Below are 17,649 nucleotides of genomic sequence, written 5' to 3' on the forward strand. Positions count from 1 at the left end.
CTCAGAAGCCGAGGGCCAGGCTGCCCTGGACGCGCTCGAGGGCGAACCGGCCGTCGATCGGGCGCTGCACGTTCGCCAGGACTACGACGCGGATGTTGGCCCGCACGAGCAGGTACACGCCAGGGGTGAGGCGATCCTCCGCCCCGCCGTCGAGCATGCGACGCTCGTACCGCACCGTCGGGATGAGCCACGGAAAGAGCACGTAGTCCACCTGACCCATGAGCTGGTGCACCGTCAGCGAACGGGTCGGCTCGGCGAGGATCGGACGCCGATGCCGGGCCTGCGAGTAGGCCGCCGTCACCGAGACGTCCCGGAGCTGCGCGCTCACGTCGCCGCCGGCCAGCCAGAAGCGATCGTCCTGGCTCGCGCTCTCCGGGTTTCCGATCTCGGCCCAGCCGAAGTACCCGAAGCCCCCGAGCTGCACGCTCCACTCGCGCCAGGGCGCCGGATCGGCCAGGTTGAGCTCGGCCGTCCCCACGTCTCCGTCGGGGCGCATACCGCCGATCTTGTAGGCCACGCGGCCGTAGAGGTCCTTCGGCGCGTTGAGCTGGTTCCCCGCTCCCTCCACGAAGCCGAGCGCATAGCTGCCGCGACCGCGCAGCGCGATCCCCGCCACCTCGAAGCCGAGCTGCGTCGGCTCCAGCGCGAACTGGTTGTCGCGCACCGGCGCGGTGAGGATCCACGGCGCGAGACCCAGCATGCGGTGGCTCGAGAAGCTGAAGATCGCCGGCTCGAAGCGCCCCACGCGCAGCACGGCCCACGGACGCTTGAAGGGGGCGATAGCCACGAAGGCGCGCTCGAGGCTCACCTGCGCCGTCTCACCGGTGCCCGCCAGGAAGGCGATGCCGAACCAGGCCGAGACCCACGAGCCCAGCGTGGCCGTGCCGTTCAGCGCCACGCTGCCGCCCACCGCGGCGAAGCTCGCGCGCTGCGGTCCCTCGGGGGCGCCGCGCACGGTGGAGGTCACGAAGGCCGAGATCGGTATCTCGGCCGGGAGCTCTCCGGGCCAAACCGAGCGCGGAAAGACCGCCTTGTACCCGTCGGCGCCGAGCTTCTGCTGCTCCTTCTTGCGGTAGTCCTCGTCCTGCCCGCCGGGGAAGTGGTGAGCCCGGCGACGGAAGGCCTCGCCGAAGGGGGTGAGCTTGGGGAAGGCGACGTGGCAGGTCTGACAGCTCGTGCCGTACCGCCTCGCGAAGGCGGGGACCGCCCAGGCGCGGTCGAGTCCCGCCAGACAGACCAACGCGAGGAGCCCCGCTCGCAGCATCCAACGCACGCGCGCGTCCATGGTCAGCGCGCCAGCTTGAGCTTGAGGGTCGTGGTCTGGCCGGCGGTCACCTTCACGTTCTGGTTCGGGGCCGAGAGTTTCTCGCTCCAGACCTTCAGCACGTAGCTCCCGGGCGGGACCCCCTTGATGGCGAAGCGCCCGTCGGGCCCCGTGGCGGCGAAGAACGGGTTGTCGAGGACGACGATGAAGGCCTCCATCTCGGGGTGCACGTTGCAGAGCTGGCGGTAGACCCCGGGGCGCGTGAAGGTCCGGACGCGAACCTCGCCCTTCGGCCAGGTGCCGAGGTTGTACTTGTCCCCGTCGGGGGTGAAGATGTTGTGGCGCACGTCGTCGCTGTTGAGGAAGCGCACCGTGGTCCCGCGCACGATGGGCAGGACGTGCGGGAGGAAGACCATCTTGCGCTGGTCCATAGTGACCGGAGCGCCCGGCCGAGTGGACGCGCCCGGCACCTTCTCGAGGTAGACCACCACGCCCGCTTTGAGCTTGGGGGAACGCGCAGCGACCTCACCCGAGATCGTGCCGGTCGCGTCGGCGGCGGCGGCGCGCCGCGATGGGCTCACCGCGGCCAGGAGCGCCACGACGAAGGTCAGCGCCCCGGGCAGAAGCCCCAGCGTGCGGGTCGCGATGGGTGTGCAGCACCGGCTCGGCATGGGCTCCTCCGTGAGATGCGTGACCGCCTGGCGTGACCCGCCTATCAAGGACCGTGCCGTCGCTTGAAGGGGCGCGGCTTTGCTGCTATTAGGACTCCGCAGGGTGTTTCGTGGGGCGGCGCGAACGCCTCCGGCGTCACGAACCTGCAACAGGCGGGCGGCGAGATGTTTCGAGAGCGTAACGAGCCTGAAGGGCCTCGCGGCCAGATCGTCGGCCGGACCGCCGCGGTTCGCGACACCCAGGACGCCGTCTACGCCGCGTGCCGGGTCGGCGGGCTGGTCGCGGGCGTCTCGTACGCGCTCCTCGCGCAGGGCCACGCGGCCGAGCGCCAGGCCGCGCTCTACGCCTTCGGCGCCTTCGCCCTCTACAGCGCGCTGCTCTACGCGGCCGGCTGGCGCCTCCTCCGCTCCCCGGCCAAGGGCACCTTCTACGGCGTGGCGTTCGGCCTCGACCTCGTCTTCGTGGCGGCGCTCGTCGCGCTCACGGGCGGCGCCGAGAGCCCCTTCTACCGCGCGCTCTACCTCTGGACCGCGATGGCGGCCTTCTATCACGGGCTGCGGATCGGCACCGGCGCGTCGCTGCTCGCCGTGGCGGTCTACGGCGCCTTCCAGCTCCGCGAGGGTTTCCCCGGCGAGACGTGGACCACCGCCGTCACCTCCGCGGGCCTCCTCGTGCACGGGCCGCTCGTGGGGTACGTCGCGGCCGAGCTCCGGCAGCGGGCCGAGGCGCTCCGCGTCGCGCACCTCGAGCTGCGCGCGGCGACCGACCAGCTCGCCGAGGATCAAGCGCAGCTCGTGCAGGCCGAGAAGCTCTCCTCGATCGGCCTCCTCGTGGCGGGGGTGGCCCACGAGGTGAACAACCCGCTACAAGGGGTGATCGGCTGCGCCCGCTCTCTCGCCTCGGGACAGGTGGCCGAGGAACGCCGCAGCGAGTACCACCAGGCCATGCTGGACGGCCTGGACCGCATCCGGCTCGCCGTGGAGGGGCTCCTCGACTACTCGCGACGCCGGGACCTCAACCCGACGCTGCTCGACGCGCGCGAGCTCCTCACCTCGTCGGTGCGCATGGTCACGCCGGGACTGCGCGAGAAGAACACTGCCGTTCGCACCCGGGCTCCGGACACGCCGGTCTGGGTCTTCGCCGACCGCGCCCAGCTCCTCCAGGCGCTCGTCAACCTGCTCATGAACGCCGTGTACGCCTCGCCCCCGGGCGAGGCCATCGACGCCGAGGTCGAGGTCTCGTCGGGACGCGCGCTCTTGCGGTTCATCGACCGCGGCGCGGGGATTCCCGCCGAGCTCCTGCCGCGCGTGACGGAGCCGTTCTTCACCACCAAGCCGCCGGGCGAAGGAACGGGCCTCGGGCTGGCCATCACCAACACCGTGGCGCGCAGTCACGGCGGCGAGCTCTGCATCGAGAGCCTTCCCGGTCGTCCCACCAGCGTCACCCTGTGGCTGCCACAGGCGGAGGGTCCCACCCTTGCTTGACATCTTGCTCGTAGACGACGAGCCCACGATCCGCCTGTCGCTCGGCGACAGACTGCGGCGCGAGGGTTACCACGTCACGCTGGCCACCACCGGCCGGCAGGCGCTCTCGCTGCTCGGCGCCGCCCGCTACGACGTGGTCGTCACCGACATCCGCCTGCCCGAGGTGGATGGGCTGACCATCTTCCGGCACCTGCGCGCCGAGTCGCCCGCCACCGATGTGGTCCTCATGACCGCCTACGGCGCCGTCTCCGAGGCTGTCGGGGCGCTGCGTGAAGGGGCCCTCGACTACCTCACCAAGCCCTTCGACGAGGACGAGCTGGTCGTGCGCGTGGCGCGTGTGGCCGAACGGCGTGGCCTCCAGCGCGCGCTCGAGGCGGCCCGCGACGAGCTCGCCCACTGCCGCACGGCCGGCGGCATCGTCTCCCGCTCCCCCGCCATGGCCGCCACGCTCCAGCGCGTGGACGCGCTCTCGAGCGGCGAGACGCCGGTCCTGATCGTGGGGGAGAGCGGAACCGGCAAGGAGCTCCTGGCCCGCCGGATCCACGAGTCGAGCCCGCGCCGCAAGATGCCCTTCGTGGTGATCAACTGCAGCGCCTTCCCCGACACGCTGCTCGAGGCGGAGCTCTTCGGCTACGAGAAGGGCGCCTTCACCGGCGCGCTCAGGCGGCGCGAGGGCCGCTTCAGCGCGGCCGACGGAGGCACGCTCTTTCTCGACGAGGTGGGAGAGCTCCCGGCCTCGGCGCAGGCGAAGCTGCTGCGGGTGGTAGAGGACGGCCTGGTGGAGCCCCTCGGCACCAACCAGGCGGTCAAGGTGGACGTGCGCCTCGTCTCGGCCACGCACCGCAACCTGCGCCAGATGATCGAGCAGGGTCGCTTTCGCCAGGACCTCTACTTCCGGCTGAACGCCCTCGGCGTGACCGTCCCGCCGCTGCGCGAGCGGCCGGGCGACCTGTCGCTGCTCGTCGAGCACTTCCTGCGCCAGAGCGTGCCCGCCGACCGCCCGCTCCCCTCGATCACGCCCCGCGCCTGGGCCGCGCTCGCCTCGTACGCCTTCCCCGGCAACGTCCGCGAGCTGCGGCACGCCATCACGCAGGCCGTGCTGCTCGCCCGGGACGAGCCCGTCGACCTCGCGCACCTTCCGGCCGACATCGCCGGGGGCGCCCCCGAGAGCGACGACCCGGGGCTCTCCGTGGTGCCGCTGACAGCGGCTTTGCGCTCCTTCGAACGCGAGTACCTGCAACGCGTCCTCGCCAGCACGTCCGGCCGCCGCGCCGAGGCTGCCGCGCTGCTCGGTATCTCCCGCAAGACCCTCTGGGAGAAGCTCCGCAGCCACGCGCTCTGCCAGGGAGACGAGGACCCCTAAAGGGCTCGCAGCCCGCGGCGAAGATCGCGGCAAACCGACGCTTGGCTTGCCCACTCGCTGGCGCTAGACTCACCGTTCCGGGTGGGTCGTAAGTCCTTCTGGCGAGCGCTGCCCGCCAGGCCAGGCCGAGCCGCACGGTCCATCTTGCCAGGAGCCCAGCGATGCCTAAGGTTCGTTTTTCCACGACAATGGGGGACATCGTGGTTCAGCTCGACGAGGAAAAGGCGCCCCTGTCGGTCAAGAACATGCTCGAGTACGTCGAGGCCAAGCACTACGACGGCACGGTGTTCCACCGCGTGATCGACGGCTTCATGATCCAGGGGGGCGGCTACGACGTGGAGCTGAAGAAGCGACCCACGCGTTCCCCGGTCGAGAACGAGGGCCACAACGGCCTGAAGAACAAGCGCGGCAGCGTCGCCATGGCGCGCACCCCGGACGTGAACAGCGCCACCTCGCAGTTCTTCGTGAACGTAGTGGACAACGACTTCCTCGACCACAAGGACACCACGCAGGAAGGCTACGGCTACGCGGTGATCGGCGAGGTCGTCGAGGGGATGGACGTGGTGGACCGGATCAAGGCCGTCCCGACGGGGGCGAAGGGATCCTTCTCGAAGGACTGCCCGCTCGAGCCGGTGATCATCCAGTCGGCGACGGTGGTGGAGTAGCTTCTGCCCGGCGCGTCCGCGGCTCTCGCGCGCCTCGCCCGTCTCGGGCTCCTCGGTCTCGGCCTCCTTCTCGGGCCTGCCGGCTGCCCCGCGCCCCGCCCGGCGCCGCTCCTCGGTCAGCTCGACACCGATCCGCTCGAGCTCGCTCTCGTCCCCGACCCGCTCCAGGCCGCGCCGCTGCTCACCCTGAGCGGCGAGTACGCGCACCTGCTCTTCCATCTGAACCTGCACAACCGAGGGCGAACGCCGCTCACGCTGCGGCGCATCGACCTCGCGCACCTCAAGAGGGGCGCCCGCCTCGGCACGACGGTGCTCGAGGAGGCGCTGCTCGGCCGGAGACTGCGCGCCGCACCGTGGGTCGTGATCACCGACCCCCAGAGCCTCGCCACCGCGCATCGCCTGCGTGACCGGTATCTGCGCCCCATGGGCCACGCCCGCGTGGGCTCCGGCGAGACGGTCTCGCTCACGCGGCAGTTCACCATCCTGCGCCCCGCCGAGCTCCCCGACGCGCTGCGCGTCACCGTGGCCTTCGACGGGGGGGCGGCCAGTCGCACCTTCGCCGTGCAGACCTTCGCCGGACGCACGCCACTGCGGCTCCCCGTGGCCGGCCACTGGCAAGTGCTGTCGGGGCATCGTTTCGATGAGCCACACGGGCAGGCCCTGCTCCTCTCGCAGAGCTTCGCCTACGACCTGGCAGTGGCCGGGCCCGAGGGGCTCACGCACGCGGGCGATAGGCGCATGAACGCCGCGTACCACGCGCACGGCCGACCCGTGCTGGCGGCCGCCGACGGAGAGGTCGTGCTGACGCTGGACGGCCAGCCCGAGAACGAGCCGGTCGGACGCCGCCCCGAGCTGGAGGCGCTCCTCCGCAGCCCGCTCGCCACGGGAGGCAATCTGGTCGTGCTGCGGCACGCGAGCGGCGAGCACACGGCGTATTTCCACCTGCGACCGGGCCTCGGCGTGCGCCGGGGCCAACTGGTTCGCGCGGGCGATCGCCTGGGTGCATGCGGCAACAGCGGCAACTCGGCCGAGCCGCACCTGCACCTCCAGCTGCAGGACGGTCCAGACCCGATGCGGGCCCGCGGCCTGCCCGCGCGCTTCGGAGACTTCACCATGCGCTTCGGTCAGCTCGCGCTCTACGTTCCTCCCGAACAGCCGATGCCGCTCCCGACGGGCCTGCTCGTCCACCCCGGTCGCCTCGAGGGCGCCATCGACATCGGACAATTGACGCGACGGAGCGGGGGTTACTAACCTCCGTTCGTGAAGACCATCATGGCTCGAATGCGTCCGCTCCTCCTCGTCACGCTAACCTCCGTAGGGGCGCTGGGCCTGCCGTCGGGGCTCGCGTGGGGAAAACCGCCCGTGAAGCCCCCGGCGCCGCCCTACGCCGTCCCCGAGGGGACCGAGCCGCGCGCGAGCCAGCGCATCGAGAACCCCGAGACGCGCGCCGTGCTGAAGGCCGAGGGGATCGACCCGGACCTGCTGCGCTGCAACAGCACGGTCACCTGGCATCCTCCGCTGGCGCGCTACAGCCAGGAGCTGGCCGACAAGGTGGCCAAACACCTGGGAGCCACGCCGACCACGGAGCAGCGGAAGAGCGCCAGCCGCGAGGTCCTCGGCTACCTCGTGCGCACCATCTTCGACGTGCTGCAGACGCAGAACGTCGGGGTGCTGCGCCTCAAGGGTCGTTCCTACCGCGACGCGACGGGGAAGACGCGCCCCGTGCTCGTCTACCGCTCGGGGGTGATCACCGATCCGCTGCGGGCCGATTCCTGCTTGCGCACGCTCATCCGGCACGGCCGCGTGCAGCACGTGGTGAACCTCTACGGCGGCGAGTTTCCCTTCCTCGAGCTCGTGGCGCAGGAGGAGCGCGTGGCCAAGGAAATGGGCGCCACGCACTACGACATCTCGAAGGAGGACCTCCCGTGGCGCGCGCTGGTGAAGAAGCCCGCCGACTACGCGCGCAACCTGAAGACGGCCATGGGGCAGGTGGCGGGCCTCATCCGGCGCGAGATCCTCTCGCCGAAGGGAGGCCCTCCGCGGGGCCACGTCTACTTCCACTGCGGCGGCGGGATGCACCGCTCGGGGATGATCTTCGGCATCCTGCGCCGCTGCATCAACGGGGACCCGATGTCGCAGATCGAGGCCGAGTACAAGCGGCACACGGCCTTCCGCTCGGCGAAGGAGCCCGGCGGTTACGAAGCCCTGAACGTCCGCTTCATCCGCGACTTCGACTGTAGCCTGCTCCAGGCTGCAGGCGGGCCGGCCGGCGGCGCACCCGGCGGCGCATCGAAGTGAGACCGGCGCTCCGAGAGGCCGCGCACGAGCTCCTAGCCGCGGCGCTCGAGGCTGCGGACCCCGCGGCGGCCGTCCGGCGAAGCCTCGCGCTCGACGGGGAGGTGCTGCGCGTGGGGCAGACGCGGCTGCCGCTCGCCCGCGGGGCGCGGCTCCGCGTGGTCGGCGGAGGCAAGGCGGGACGCGCGATGACCGAGGCGGCGGTCGCCGTCCTCGGCGAGCGAATCGAGGCGGGCGTGGTGATCGTGCCCGAGGTCTCGCCCGGTGCGATCGGACCCGTGGCCCTGCGCGAAGGGGGGCACCCGGTCCCGACGGCCGCGGGCGTCGCCGGAGCGACGGAGCTCGAACGGCTTCTGGACGGACTGCGCCCCGAGGATCTCGTGCTCTGCCTGCTCTCGGGCGGCGGCTCGGCGCTGCTCGCGCTCCCGGCGGCCGGGCTCACGTTGGAGGACCTCGTCGAGACCACGCACGCGCTGCTGCGCGCCGGGTGCCCGATCGGGGAGGTGAACACCGTGCGCAAGCACCTCACCCGCCTCGGGGGCGGCCAGCTCGCCGCACGCGCCCACCCCGCGCGCGTGGCGGCGCTGGTCCTCTCCGACGTGGTGGGAAGTCCGCTCGAGGTGATCGCCTCGGGCCCCGCGACGGCCGACCCCACGACCTTCGCCGAGGCGCTCGCGGTCACGGAGCGCGCGAGGGAGCGGGGCCTACTCGTTCCCGGGTCGGTCGAGGCCGCTCTGCGGGAGGGCGCCTCCGGAACGCGGCCGGAGACGCCGAAGCCGGGCGACCCGCGACTCGCGGGGGTGGTCCAGACGCTGGTCGGGAGCAACGTAGTCTCGGCCGAGGCCGTAGTGCGGCGCGCGCGCGAGCTCGGCTTCGCCACCCTGCTGCTGAGCACCTTCCTCGAGGGAGAGGCGCGCGAGGTCGGTCGGATCCTGGCCGGGGTGTTGCGCGAGCTCGTGACGAGCGACCGACCGCTCGCGCGACCGGCCTGCGTGGTGCTGGGCGGCGAGACGACCGTGACGGTGCAGGGGCGCGGGCGCGGCGGACGGAATCAGGAGCTCGCGCTTTCGGCGGCGCTGGCCCTCGACGGCCTCGAGGGGGCCTTGCTCGTGAGCCTCGCCACCGACGGGGTGGACGGCCCGACCGACGCGGCGGGCGCGATGGTGGACGGCGGCACGATCGCCCGGGGCGGCGCGCTCGGGCTCCAGGCGCGGGCGCACCTCGCCGAGAACGACGCGTACCCTTACCTCGCCGCCACGGGGGACCTGCTGCGCCTCGGCCCCACGGGCACCAACGTGAACGACCTGGTGCTGCTCCTCGCCGGGTGAGGGGCATGCGCGGGCGTCCTGCGCCGGATGAGGGGCGCAGCGAGCCGGCTACGGTTTCCTCGTCGCCGCGGGGACCCCTTCGGGCGGTGGCGTGCCGTCGGGGGCGAGCCCTAGCGCCTTGAGCTGGGCCTCGTCTCCAGGGCGATTGAGCTGCCAGTAGGCGAGGCGCGCCGTCTTGAGCAGCGACGCCCTCTCGCCGTCGCTCCCGGTCCACCCCAGGATGCGTCGCGGGTAGGCCTGCTCCACGTCGATGGTCCGCGTGATCGCCCCGAGGCGCAGCTCGAAGCGCGTGACCTTGATCCCTTGCCGCAGCGCCGCCGTCCGCTGGATGCGCGCGCGCACGGGGCGCAGCGGCTGATGCGCCTTGCGCACGCTCCAGAGGGCCGGCACCAGCTCGCCCGACCAGTCCTTGCCGTCGGCAAACGCCCCGTCGAGCTCCCGGAGCTGGATGAGGAGCGCGTCCTCGTAGAGTGTCCCCGGCCGCACCGCGACGAGCTCGCTCCGCTCACCGTCCACGGAGAAATACGAGCGGAGCTGGCTGGCGAACGCTCCGGCCGTCGCGTGCAGCAGCTCGTAGACGTGCCCGCACCACTCCTGCGCGCTGAAGGTGATCTTCGTCGGCGCGAAGCGCTCCCGGCCCACCCCGTCCACCGGCGAGAAGACGCTCGTCATCACGCTGTAGGGGTACACCCCGGTCCGGAAGGCCAGGGAGTGGTTCAGCTTGAGCACGTTCAGGCGCTCGGCCTCCGGCACCGCTCCCCGGTCGTCCTTGAGCCAGGTGCGCCTGTCCATCGGCTCCGTCACGTAGATCAGCACCGCCGTCCCCGCTCGCGCCGCCCCGTAGCGGGGGGTGACGATGCGATAGGCCGAGAGCTCCGCCTTCCCGTCCCCCCATTGGCGCCAGAAGGCCGCGGAGGCAGGGGTCGTCACTCGGACGGGCGCCACGCGGAGCAGCCCGGTGGCGGGATCGAGTCCATGACCACCCGGTTCACGGGCCGAAGCCGACCCCCGGCCGGTCCCGCACCCGGGCCCCACCGCCACGGCCCAGGCCAGCGCCGCTAGCCCCCACATGCCGCATCGCATCATTCGTCCTGGACCTCTCCTCATCGGGCCACTCCCATCGGGCCGCACCCGGGTTGATTTCTGGTTCACCGGGCCGCACCCGGGTTGATTTCTCACCGGGCCGCACCCGGGTTGATTTCTGGTTCACCGGGCCGCACCCGGGTTGATTTCTCGCCCACCCAGGTTGATCTCTGGCCGCGCCGTGCCGGACGCGACCCGGCCGTGAGAGCCCGTGGACCTATAGCACGGTTCGCCGCGCCGCCCGGGGCGCCCACCCCAGTGCGCCGGGCGACGGCCCAAATCAACCTGGGTGAGGTGCGGCGGGTGAGGTGCGGCTGGGTGAGGTGCGGCAATCAACCTGGGTGAGGTGCGGTGGTGCGGTGAAAATCAACCTGGGTGAGGTGCGGCGGGTGAGGTACGGCGGGTGAAAATCAACCTGGGTGAGGTACGGCGGGTACGGCGAGATGCGGCCAGGCCGAGGTGGGGCCACGTTGGCGCGAGACCGCACGTTATTCTGCATTGATAGACGACTTATGGCGGGAGGAAGGGGGCGGGGCCTCCGGTAGGGTGGCCGTTCCTGCCGAGCCCTCGACGAGAAAGCTCCTCGCGTTTTTTGCCGAGGGATTACGAATTGGTCAGCGACTTCCGGCTCGCCAGGCGCGCTCGATGCTGGGCCGGAAGCGCAGAAACTGGACGTAGGCTGGGCCCTCGGTCGAGAGGGCAGCCTTCACGAGACCGTGGAGATACCCCATGTGGAGGAGCTGGTCCTCCGGGTCGAGCTCCCCCTTTCTACCCCGGTCCTCCGCCAGCACCCCGACGTGGTCCCAGCTGCGGGGGCTGCCGTTGAAGCCATAATAGTCGATGAGCATCAGGTCTCCGGGCCGGACCTCCTCCCCGAAACGCAAACGAACCCTCTCCCCCTTCCGGGGGCCGTCGGCCAGAAACAGCCCATCCTCCTTCAGCAGCAGCCGAGGGGTCACCGGCCGGCTGTAGGCCTTGAGACCCAGGGCCGAGGTGTACGGCACCCGCGCCCCGGCCCGCCGGGCGGCCCCTACGATCACGTCGGCGCAGTCCGCCCCCTGGTAGAGCTCGGTCTGGTGCTTGCTGGCCGCCACCCCGGCGCTGCCAAAGACGTTCGGCACGTTGAAGTACGAGGTCAGGTGGCCCGGCAGGTCATCTCCCGCGCGAAAGCTCACCCGCATCACCGCCGGCGAGAGGCCGCCCCGCTCCTGTGCCTCGAGGCCGGGGGACGACACCTCGCTCCCGGCGATGAGGACCACGGCCTGGAACCGCATGGTGCCCAGCCCCCCGTGCGCGGCGAGCTTCGCATGGCTGGGTGCGGCGCGGCGGACCTCCAGCACCGCTCCCCGGGCGCCGGCGATGAGCGTGCGTCGGTATTCCAGGCGGTCGTACCCGAGCCAGACGCCGTGGCGAGGGCCGAAGAGGACCGAGTTGGAGTAGGCCGGGTTCCCCTCGTTGGGGGGACGAAGCGCGAGGTGGTGAAGCTCGGGCTCGACGCGATACCAGGAGATGCGCAGTGGGCCGAGCTCCTCGAGGGGCAGCGCCCGCCGGAGGGGCCCGCCGGGGACGAGGCGCAGGCGGGACGCCGCCGCATAGAGGCGCCCCTGTCGGCCGCTCCCCCGCTCGAGGACGAGCTGCAGCCGGACGAGCTCTCCGAGGCGGGCCTGGACGGGGCCGGGACCGGGCGGGCGTTCCGCGTAGGTCGCGACCAGGTGCGCGCGCCACTCGGCCGCGCGGGCCGTCGACGCGCAGAGGCAGCCCGCAACGCCGACAGCGAGAAGACCGAGGGAGCGAAGGCCGGCGCGCTTCACGAGGACACGAGCTGCGGCGCCATCGAGGCCATCGAGATCGATCTACGCCGCGCGGGGGGAGAAGCTGCCCAGCTGACGGCGGAGATCGCGCGAGGAGACCCGCGCGACGGTGCCCCGCCCGCGCGGTCACTTCGCGGAAGGTCAGGGCAGCGCGAGGAGGGAACGGGCCGCCCAGTCGAGGGAGGGCCCGGGAACGAGTCCGAGCAGGAGCACCAGGATCGCCGCGCAAACGATGGCGGTCACGGCCTGCCCCGAGCGGAGCGGCGCCGAACCGGCATCCCCCTGCCCCTCCCGGAAGTACATGGCCACGACGGGACGCAGGTAGTAGTAGATGCTGACCACGCTGTTGAGCGCCCCGATGATGACGAGCCAAAAGAGGCTCGGGTGCTCGAGCGCCGCGCGAAAGACGTAGAGCTTGGCGAAGAAGCCCGCCGTCGGCGGCACGCCGCCGAGGGAGAGCAGAAAGATCGTCATGGCCAAAGCCGCCGCAGGTCGCCGCGAGCCGAGCCCCGCCCAATCCTCGAGCTGAACGCCCTCGTTCCCCTCGCGCCCGAGCCAGGCCACAACGCCGAAGGCGCCGACCGTCGTGAGCGAGTACGAGAGCAGGTAGTAGAGCAAGGGCCCCGGGCTCTGCGGCACCACCGTGAGCGTGACCACGCCGAGGAGCAGGTAGCCGGCGTGCGAAACCGACGAGAAGGCCAGCATGCGCTTGATGTTCGTCTGCCGGAGCGCCGCCAGGTTTCCCACGATCATCGTGAGCATCGAGAGCGTCCAGAAGATGTTCACCCAGCCCGCCGAGCCGTAGACCAGCCCGTCGGCGCCGAAGGTCCCGCGCACGAGACGCAGGAGCAGGCCGAAGCCCGCCGCCTTCACCGCCGCCGCCATGAAGCCGGTCACCGGCGTCGGCGCCCCCTCGTAGGCGTCGGGGGTCCACATGTGGAACGGCACCAGCGAGACCTTGAAGGCCATCGCCCCGAGGACCAGGAACATCCCCATCACAAAGAGCGGGTTCGTCCCCTCGCCGTAGGCCTTGCGGGCGATCGCCGCGAGGTTCGTCGTCCCCGTCACGCCGTAGAGGAGCGCAACCCCGTAGAGGAGGATCGCCGACGCCACCGCGCCCATGACGAAGTACTTGAGACCCGCCTCGGCGCTCTTGCGCTTCTCGGCCCACCCGGCGGCGAGCGCGTAGACGCCGAGGGACATGGTCTCGAGCCCGATGAGCAGGGTCACGAAGTCCGCCGCGTGCACGAGCAGCATCATCCCCACCAGGCTCAGGAGCACGAGCGCGTAGTACTCGCCTTCCGCGAGCCGATGCTCGTCGAGGTAGCCCGACGAGACGAGGATCGTCAGCCCCGTGGCCACGAGGAAGATGAGATCGAGAAAGAGGCTGAAGCGGTCGACGACCAGCATCCCGCCGAAGAGCTCGGTGGCGGGCGTCGCGTGCTCGACCCAGGACCAGGCCGTCACGCCGAGCGCCAGGAGCAGACCGAAGAGCGAGAGCGGCCCGAGGCGCGAGGCCTTCACGGGACCGAGCGCGCTCGCCAGCAGCACGAGGCAGGCCCAGCCGAAGACGAAGATCAGCGGCAAGAGGTGCAGGAAGTCCGCGGGGCGGAGCGCGTTCATCGCACACCTCCCGCGGCGGCCCGGGCGCCGGTTGCAGCCGGGGTCCCAGCCGGCGCTGCGGGGGCGGGAACCACCGGCCGCGGCGGAATCGCCTTACCCCGGTACGAGAGCTCCTTCACCACCTTGGGCGGACCATCCACGTTCGCCTCGGAGGCGGCGTACTTGACCTTGTACTCCTTGAGGAAGAGGTTCACCGCCGGCTCCACGCGCGTGAGAAAGGGCTTCGGATAGAGGCCCATCCAGAAGATGAAGACCAGCAGCGGCACGAAGGTCCAGACCTCGCGCGTCGAGACGTCCGGCAGGTCCGCGTTCTTGGGCTGCGTGATCGGCCCAAGCATGAGCTTCTGGAAAAGATGCAAGAGGTACACCGCACCGAGCACCACGCCGAGCGCCGCGATGGCCGTCATGATCCGCGAGTGCACGATAAGCGACGGCAGGTCTGCCTGCGCCATCTGCTGCTCGTGCGTGAAGCTCCCGACCAGGATCAGGAACTCGCCGACGAAGCCGTTCAGCCCGGGGAGCCCCGCCGAGGCGAGCATCACCACCATGAAGAGGCCGGCGAAGACGGGCATCCGGCGCCAGAGCCCGCCGAACTGATCCAGCCGGTGCGTGTGCCGTCGGTCGTAGAGCACGCCGATGGCGAGGAAGAGCCCACCGGTCGAGAGGCCGTGGCCGATCATCTGGTAGACGCCGCCACCGACTCCGCTGACGGTCAAGGACATGAGGCCGAGGACCACGAAGCCGAGGTGGCTCACCGACGAGTAGGCGACGAGCTTCTTGGCGTCGTCCTGGGCGTAGGCCACGAGCGCGCCGTAGACGATCCCCACCACCGCGAGGATCGACAGGTACGGTCCGAAGGCGGCGGCGGCCCAGGGGAAGAGGGCCATCGAGTAGCGCAGGATGCCGTAGGTACCGAGCTTGAGCAGCACCCCGGCGAGGATCACCGAGCCCGCCGTCGGCGCCTGGGTGTGCGCGTCGGGGAGCCAGGTGTGCAGCGGGAAGAGCGGCACCTTGATCGCGAAGGCCAGCGTGAAGGCCGCGAAGAGCAGGAGCTGCGCCTCCTGGCCCCACACGCTCTGGCTCAGCACCATGTAGTCGAAGGTGTAGTCCCCCGTGGCGCGGCCGTGCGTGATGTACATGTAGAGGATGGCGACCAGCATCAGCAGCGAGCCGACCATCGTGTAGATCACGAACTTGATCGCGGCGTAGATCTTCTGACCGTGGCCCCAGATGCCGATGATGAGGTACATCGGCACCAGCATCACCTCCCAGAAGACGTAGAAGAGGAAGAGGTCGAGCGCCATGAAGGCCCCGAGCATGCCGAGCTCGAGGATGAGCAAGCTCACCATCAGCTCGCGCACCTTGTCCTGGATCGACTTGTAGGTGCAGAGGATCACCACCGGTGTGAGGAAGGTGGTGAGCATCACCAGCCAGAGGCTGATCCCGTCGATCCCGACGTGGAAGTTGATCCCCCAGGTCTTGATCCACGGGAAGTTGAGCTCGAACTGCATCTCGCCCATCGTCGGGCGGAAGCCTGCCGGCAGGCCGAGCGAGACCGCGAAGGTGGCGAGGCTGAAGAAGAGGCCGAGGTTGCGCGCCTGCTGCGGCTCGTCCTTCGGCAGGAGCATCAGCGCGAGCGCCCCGACGAGCGGGATGGCCAGGATCACGGTGAGCAGCATCAGCGTGCCTCCCCCGGGGCGCCGCGAGGCGACTCCTCGACGCGCAGGGTGCGCGTCTCCTTGGCCTGCGTGCCGAAGCGGAGGTCGCGGACCTCGAGCTTCACCTTGTACTTGCCCGCCTTCGGGAAGGCGTGGCTCGTCGTGGCCGCGGCCGAGAAGCTCGTGTCCCAGGTGCCGTCACCGTCGAAGTCCCAGCGGTACTCGAGCTTGCGCTGGTCCGGGATGACCCCCTGCGTGGCGTCGAAGGTGACCGACTGCCCGACGACCACGGGGCTCGGAGGCCGCACCTCGAAGCGGTCCGGCGGCGAGCTGACCCAGTAGACCACGAGCCCGGTGCCGACGAGCAGCATCGCCACGTAGTGCTGGAGGTTCCCGTTGTGGGCGCGACGTGCGACGCGGCCCACGGCGTCCACCACCCAGGCCGAGCCGTTCACGCCGATGATGTCGATGAAGAAGCGGTCCACCACGCGGTAGAAGAGCGTCGCCGCGAGCTTCACCGGCTTGACCACCACGAAGCCGTAGAGCTCGTCGATCCAGTACTTGTTGCTGAGCAGCCGGAAGAGCCCGCCGCGCTGCTCGAGCGGCTTGTCTTCCGTGGCCGGCATCGCGTCGCGATAGCTGCGGCGTGCGATGAGGATACCGCCGAGGGCCACGACCACCGAGGCGACCATCAGCCCCACCTCGGCGCTGTGGCTGTGCGCGAGGTGCCCGGGGGCGACGGGGCCCATTCCCCCCGGGACCGACAGCCCGGCGGCGATCATCCGTTCCCCCTGCGCGACGACGGGCGAGAGCCAGGTGTGGAAGTAGTTGTGGAGCGGCCCGAGCTCGGGGAGGCCGAGCACGCCAAGGACGGTGGCGCCGATCGCCAGCACCACGAGCGGCATGCTCATCGCCACCCCCGGCACGTGGAGGTGCGCCTCGACGTGAGGGTCGACGCGGTTCGTCCCGCCGAAGGTCAGGTAGTAGAGCCGGAACATGTAGAAGGCCGTGCAGAGCGCGCCCCCCATGCCGAGCACGAAGAGCAGGTACGGGAACCAGCTCGGCCAGGCCGGGTTTCCCGTCGAGAGCACCTTCCAGAGGATCTCGTCCTTGGAGAAGAAGCCGGCGAAGACGGGGATGCCCGAGATGGCCAGGGTCGAGACGAGGAAGGTCCAGTGCACGAGGGGGATCTTGTTCCTGAGCGCCCCCATGCGGCGGATGTCCTGCTGACCGGCGAGGGCGTGGATCACCGCCCCCGCGCCGAGGAAGAGGCAGGCCTTGAAGAAGGCGTGGGTGAAGAGGTGGAAGACCCCCGAGGAGAAGGCGCCGACGCCCACGCCGAGGAACATGTAGCCGAGCTGGCTCACCGTCGAGTAGGCGAGCACTTTCTTGATGTCGTTCTGCGCGATGCCGATCGTCGCGGCGAAGAGCGCCGTCAGGCCCCCGACGAGCGCGACCACCCCCATCACCGTGGGGCTCAGCATGTAGATGAAGTTGAGCCGCGCCACCATGTAGACCCCGGCCGTGACCATCGTCGCGGCGTGGATCAGCGCGCTGACGGGCGTCGGGCCGGCCATGGCGTCGGGGAGCCAGATGTAGAGGGGGATCTGGGCCGACTTACCCGTGGCCCCGATGAAGAGCAGAAAGCCGGCGAGCCCCGCGACGGAGACGGTGACGAGCCCGACCGGCCGCACCTCTTGCAGGAGCGCCGAGGCCTTGCCCGCGAGCTCCTGGATGTTCAGCGTGCCGGTGGCGGCGAAGAGCACGAACATGCCGATGAGGAAGGCCAGGTCCCCGATGCGGTTGACGATGAAGGCCTTCTTGCCCGCCTCGGCGTTGGCCGTGCCGAAGCGCTCGGTCCCGTCCTTGTCGTACCAGAAGCCGATGAGGAGGTACGAGCAGACGCCCACCCCCTCCCAGCCGACGAAGAGCAGCGCCAGGTTGTCGCCGAGCACGAGCAGGAGCATCGACCCGGTGAAGAGGTTCAGGTAGCCGAAGTAACGCGCGTAGCCGGCCTCGTGCTCCATGTAGCCGGCCGAGTAGACGTGGATCAGAAAGCCCACGAAGGTCACGACGAGGATCATCACCGCCGTGAGCGGGTCGCAGACCAGGCCGGCCTTGATGGCCACGTCGCCGGTCACGATCCAGTCGAAGACCTCGTTGACCAGCGACGGCAGCACGCCCGCGTCCCCCGCGGCGCGGGCCTCGAGGTAGAGCGGGTAGAGCTCGCGAAAGACGGCCACCATCGCCACGACGAGCGCGCCGAAGACGGAGCCGCAGGCGATGACGTGCACCGCGCGCCGCTCGAGCTTGCGCCCTACGAGGAGGTTGATCGCCGCGCCGAGGAGCGGGAGGAGCGGAATCCAGAAGAGAGGGAAGTCGGCCTTCATCGGGGGCTCGCCG

At 70.7% G+C, this 17,649-nt stretch carries 13 protein-coding genes; 6 read left to right on the top strand and 7 right to left on the bottom strand.

Annotated elements, in window-relative coordinates:
* Position 1: 1 nt before the first annotated feature.
* Together IT371_00630 and IT371_00635 are read right to left on the bottom strand one after the other, a co-directional pair.
* On the bottom strand, positions 2-1,273 hold the full coding sequence (locus tag IT371_00630) for a hypothetical protein (GenBank protein ID MCC6746128.1): 1,272 nt from the start codon (positions 1,271-1,273) through the stop codon (positions 2-4).
* 14 nt (positions 1,274-1,287) lie between these two features.
* On the bottom strand, positions 1,288-1,935 hold the full coding sequence (locus IT371_00635; GenBank protein ID MCC6746129.1) for a carboxypeptidase regulatory-like domain-containing protein: 648 nt from the start codon (positions 1,933-1,935) through the stop codon (positions 1,288-1,290).
* 165 nt (positions 1,936-2,100) lie between these two features.
* Between IT371_00635 and IT371_00640 the strand changes: the two genes are divergently transcribed.
* The 6 genes from IT371_00640 to IT371_00665 all read left to right on the top strand — a co-directional run bounded on the left by IT371_00640 (position 2,101) and on the right by IT371_00665 (position 9,071).
* A complete protein-coding gene (locus tag IT371_00640; GenBank protein ID MCC6746130.1) occupies positions 2,101-3,420 on the top strand; it encodes a HAMP domain-containing histidine kinase in 1,320 nt (439 codons plus the stop codon).
* The gene (locus IT371_00645) at positions 3,413-4,783 is read left to right on the top strand and encodes a sigma-54-dependent Fis family transcriptional regulator (GenBank protein ID MCC6746131.1); all 1,371 of its coding nucleotides are present in this window, start codon (positions 3,413-3,415) and stop codon (positions 4,781-4,783) included. Before IT371_00640 ends, IT371_00645 begins: the two co-directional genes overlap by 8 nt.
* Positions 4,784-4,944: 161 nt before the next feature.
* Entirely contained in the window at positions 4,945-5,448 is a 504-nt protein-coding gene (locus IT371_00650) for a peptidylprolyl isomerase (protein ID MCC6746132.1), read from the top strand.
* Positions 5,449-5,757: 309 nt separating this feature from the next.
* Complete coding sequence (locus tag IT371_00655; GenBank protein ID MCC6746133.1) at positions 5,758-6,699, top strand: M23 family metallopeptidase; 942 nt, start codon at positions 5,758-5,760, stop codon at positions 6,697-6,699.
* A gap of 21 nt (positions 6,700-6,720) precedes the next feature.
* Positions 6,721-7,746: a hypothetical protein gene (locus IT371_00660; protein ID MCC6746134.1), complete on the top strand. Its 1,026-nt coding sequence runs from the start codon at positions 6,721-6,723 to the stop codon at positions 7,744-7,746.
* Positions 7,737-9,071: a DUF4147 domain-containing protein gene (locus IT371_00665; GenBank protein MCC6746135.1), complete on the top strand. Its 1,335-nt coding sequence runs from the start codon at positions 7,737-7,739 to the stop codon at positions 9,069-9,071. Before IT371_00660 ends, IT371_00665 begins: the two co-directional genes overlap by 10 nt.
* A gap of 48 nt (positions 9,072-9,119) precedes the next feature.
* Here IT371_00665 and IT371_00670 read toward each other — a convergent pair whose 3' ends face one another.
* From IT371_00670 to nuoL, 5 genes are all read right to left on the bottom strand, one after another.
* Positions 9,120-10,142, bottom strand: coding sequence for a hypothetical protein (locus tag IT371_00670; protein ID MCC6746136.1), 1,023 nt, complete (start codon positions 10,140-10,142; stop codon positions 9,120-9,122).
* Between the two features lie 626 nt (positions 10,143-10,768).
* A complete protein-coding gene (locus IT371_00675; GenBank protein ID MCC6746137.1) occupies positions 10,769-11,965 on the bottom strand; it encodes a hypothetical protein in 1,197 nt (398 codons plus the stop codon).
* Between the two features lie 141 nt (positions 11,966-12,106).
* A complete protein-coding gene (locus tag IT371_00680; GenBank protein MCC6746138.1) occupies positions 12,107-13,588 on the bottom strand; it encodes an NADH-quinone oxidoreductase subunit N in 1,482 nt (493 codons plus the stop codon).
* Positions 13,585-15,267 carry an NADH-quinone oxidoreductase subunit M gene (locus IT371_00685; protein ID MCC6746139.1) on the bottom strand — a complete coding sequence of 561 codons (1,683 nt, stop codon included), beginning with the start codon at positions 15,265-15,267 and terminating at the stop codon, positions 13,585-13,587. The genes IT371_00680 and IT371_00685 overlap by 4 nt, the downstream gene beginning before the upstream one ends.
* Complete coding sequence (nuoL, locus tag IT371_00690; protein MCC6746140.1) at positions 15,267-17,636, bottom strand: NADH-quinone oxidoreductase subunit L; 2,370 nt, start codon at positions 17,634-17,636, stop codon at positions 15,267-15,269. Before nuoL ends, IT371_00685 begins: the two co-directional genes overlap by 1 nt.
* Positions 17,637-17,649 lie beyond the last annotated feature (13 nt).

The sequence above is a fragment of the Deltaproteobacteria bacterium genome, assembly GCA_020848905.1.
GTDB lineage: Bacteria > Myxococcota_A > Polyangia.

Bases quoted from the DNA above. Each gene is read 5' to 3' on its own strand.
- IT371_00635 (MCC6746129.1), bottom strand. From the start codon at position 1,935: ATGCCGAGCCGGTGCTGCACACCCATCGCGACCCGCACGCTGGGGCTT.
- IT371_00640 (MCC6746130.1), top strand. From the start codon at position 2,101: ATGTTTCGAGAGCGTAACGAGCCTGAAGGGCCTCGCGGCCAGATCGTC.
- IT371_00650 (MCC6746132.1), top strand. From the start codon at position 4,945: ATGCCTAAGGTTCGTTTTTCCACGACAATGGGGGACATCGTGGTTCAG.
- IT371_00660 (MCC6746134.1), top strand. From the start codon at position 6,721: ATGGCTCGAATGCGTCCGCTCCTCCTCGTCACGCTAACCTCCGTAGGG.
- IT371_00670 (MCC6746136.1), bottom strand. From the start codon at position 10,142: ATGTGGGGGCTAGCGGCGCTGGCCTGGGCCGTGGCGGTGGGGCCCGGG.
- IT371_00680 (MCC6746138.1), bottom strand. From the start codon at position 13,588: ATGAACGCGCTCCGCCCCGCGGACTTCCTGCACCTCTTGCCGCTGATC.
- IT371_00685 (MCC6746139.1), bottom strand. From the start codon at position 15,267: ATGCTGCTCACCGTGATCCTGGCCATCCCGCTCGTCGGGGCGCTCGCG.
- nuoL (MCC6746140.1), bottom strand. From the start codon at position 17,636: ATGAAGGCCGACTTCCCTCTCTTCTGGATTCCGCTCCTCCCGCTCCTC.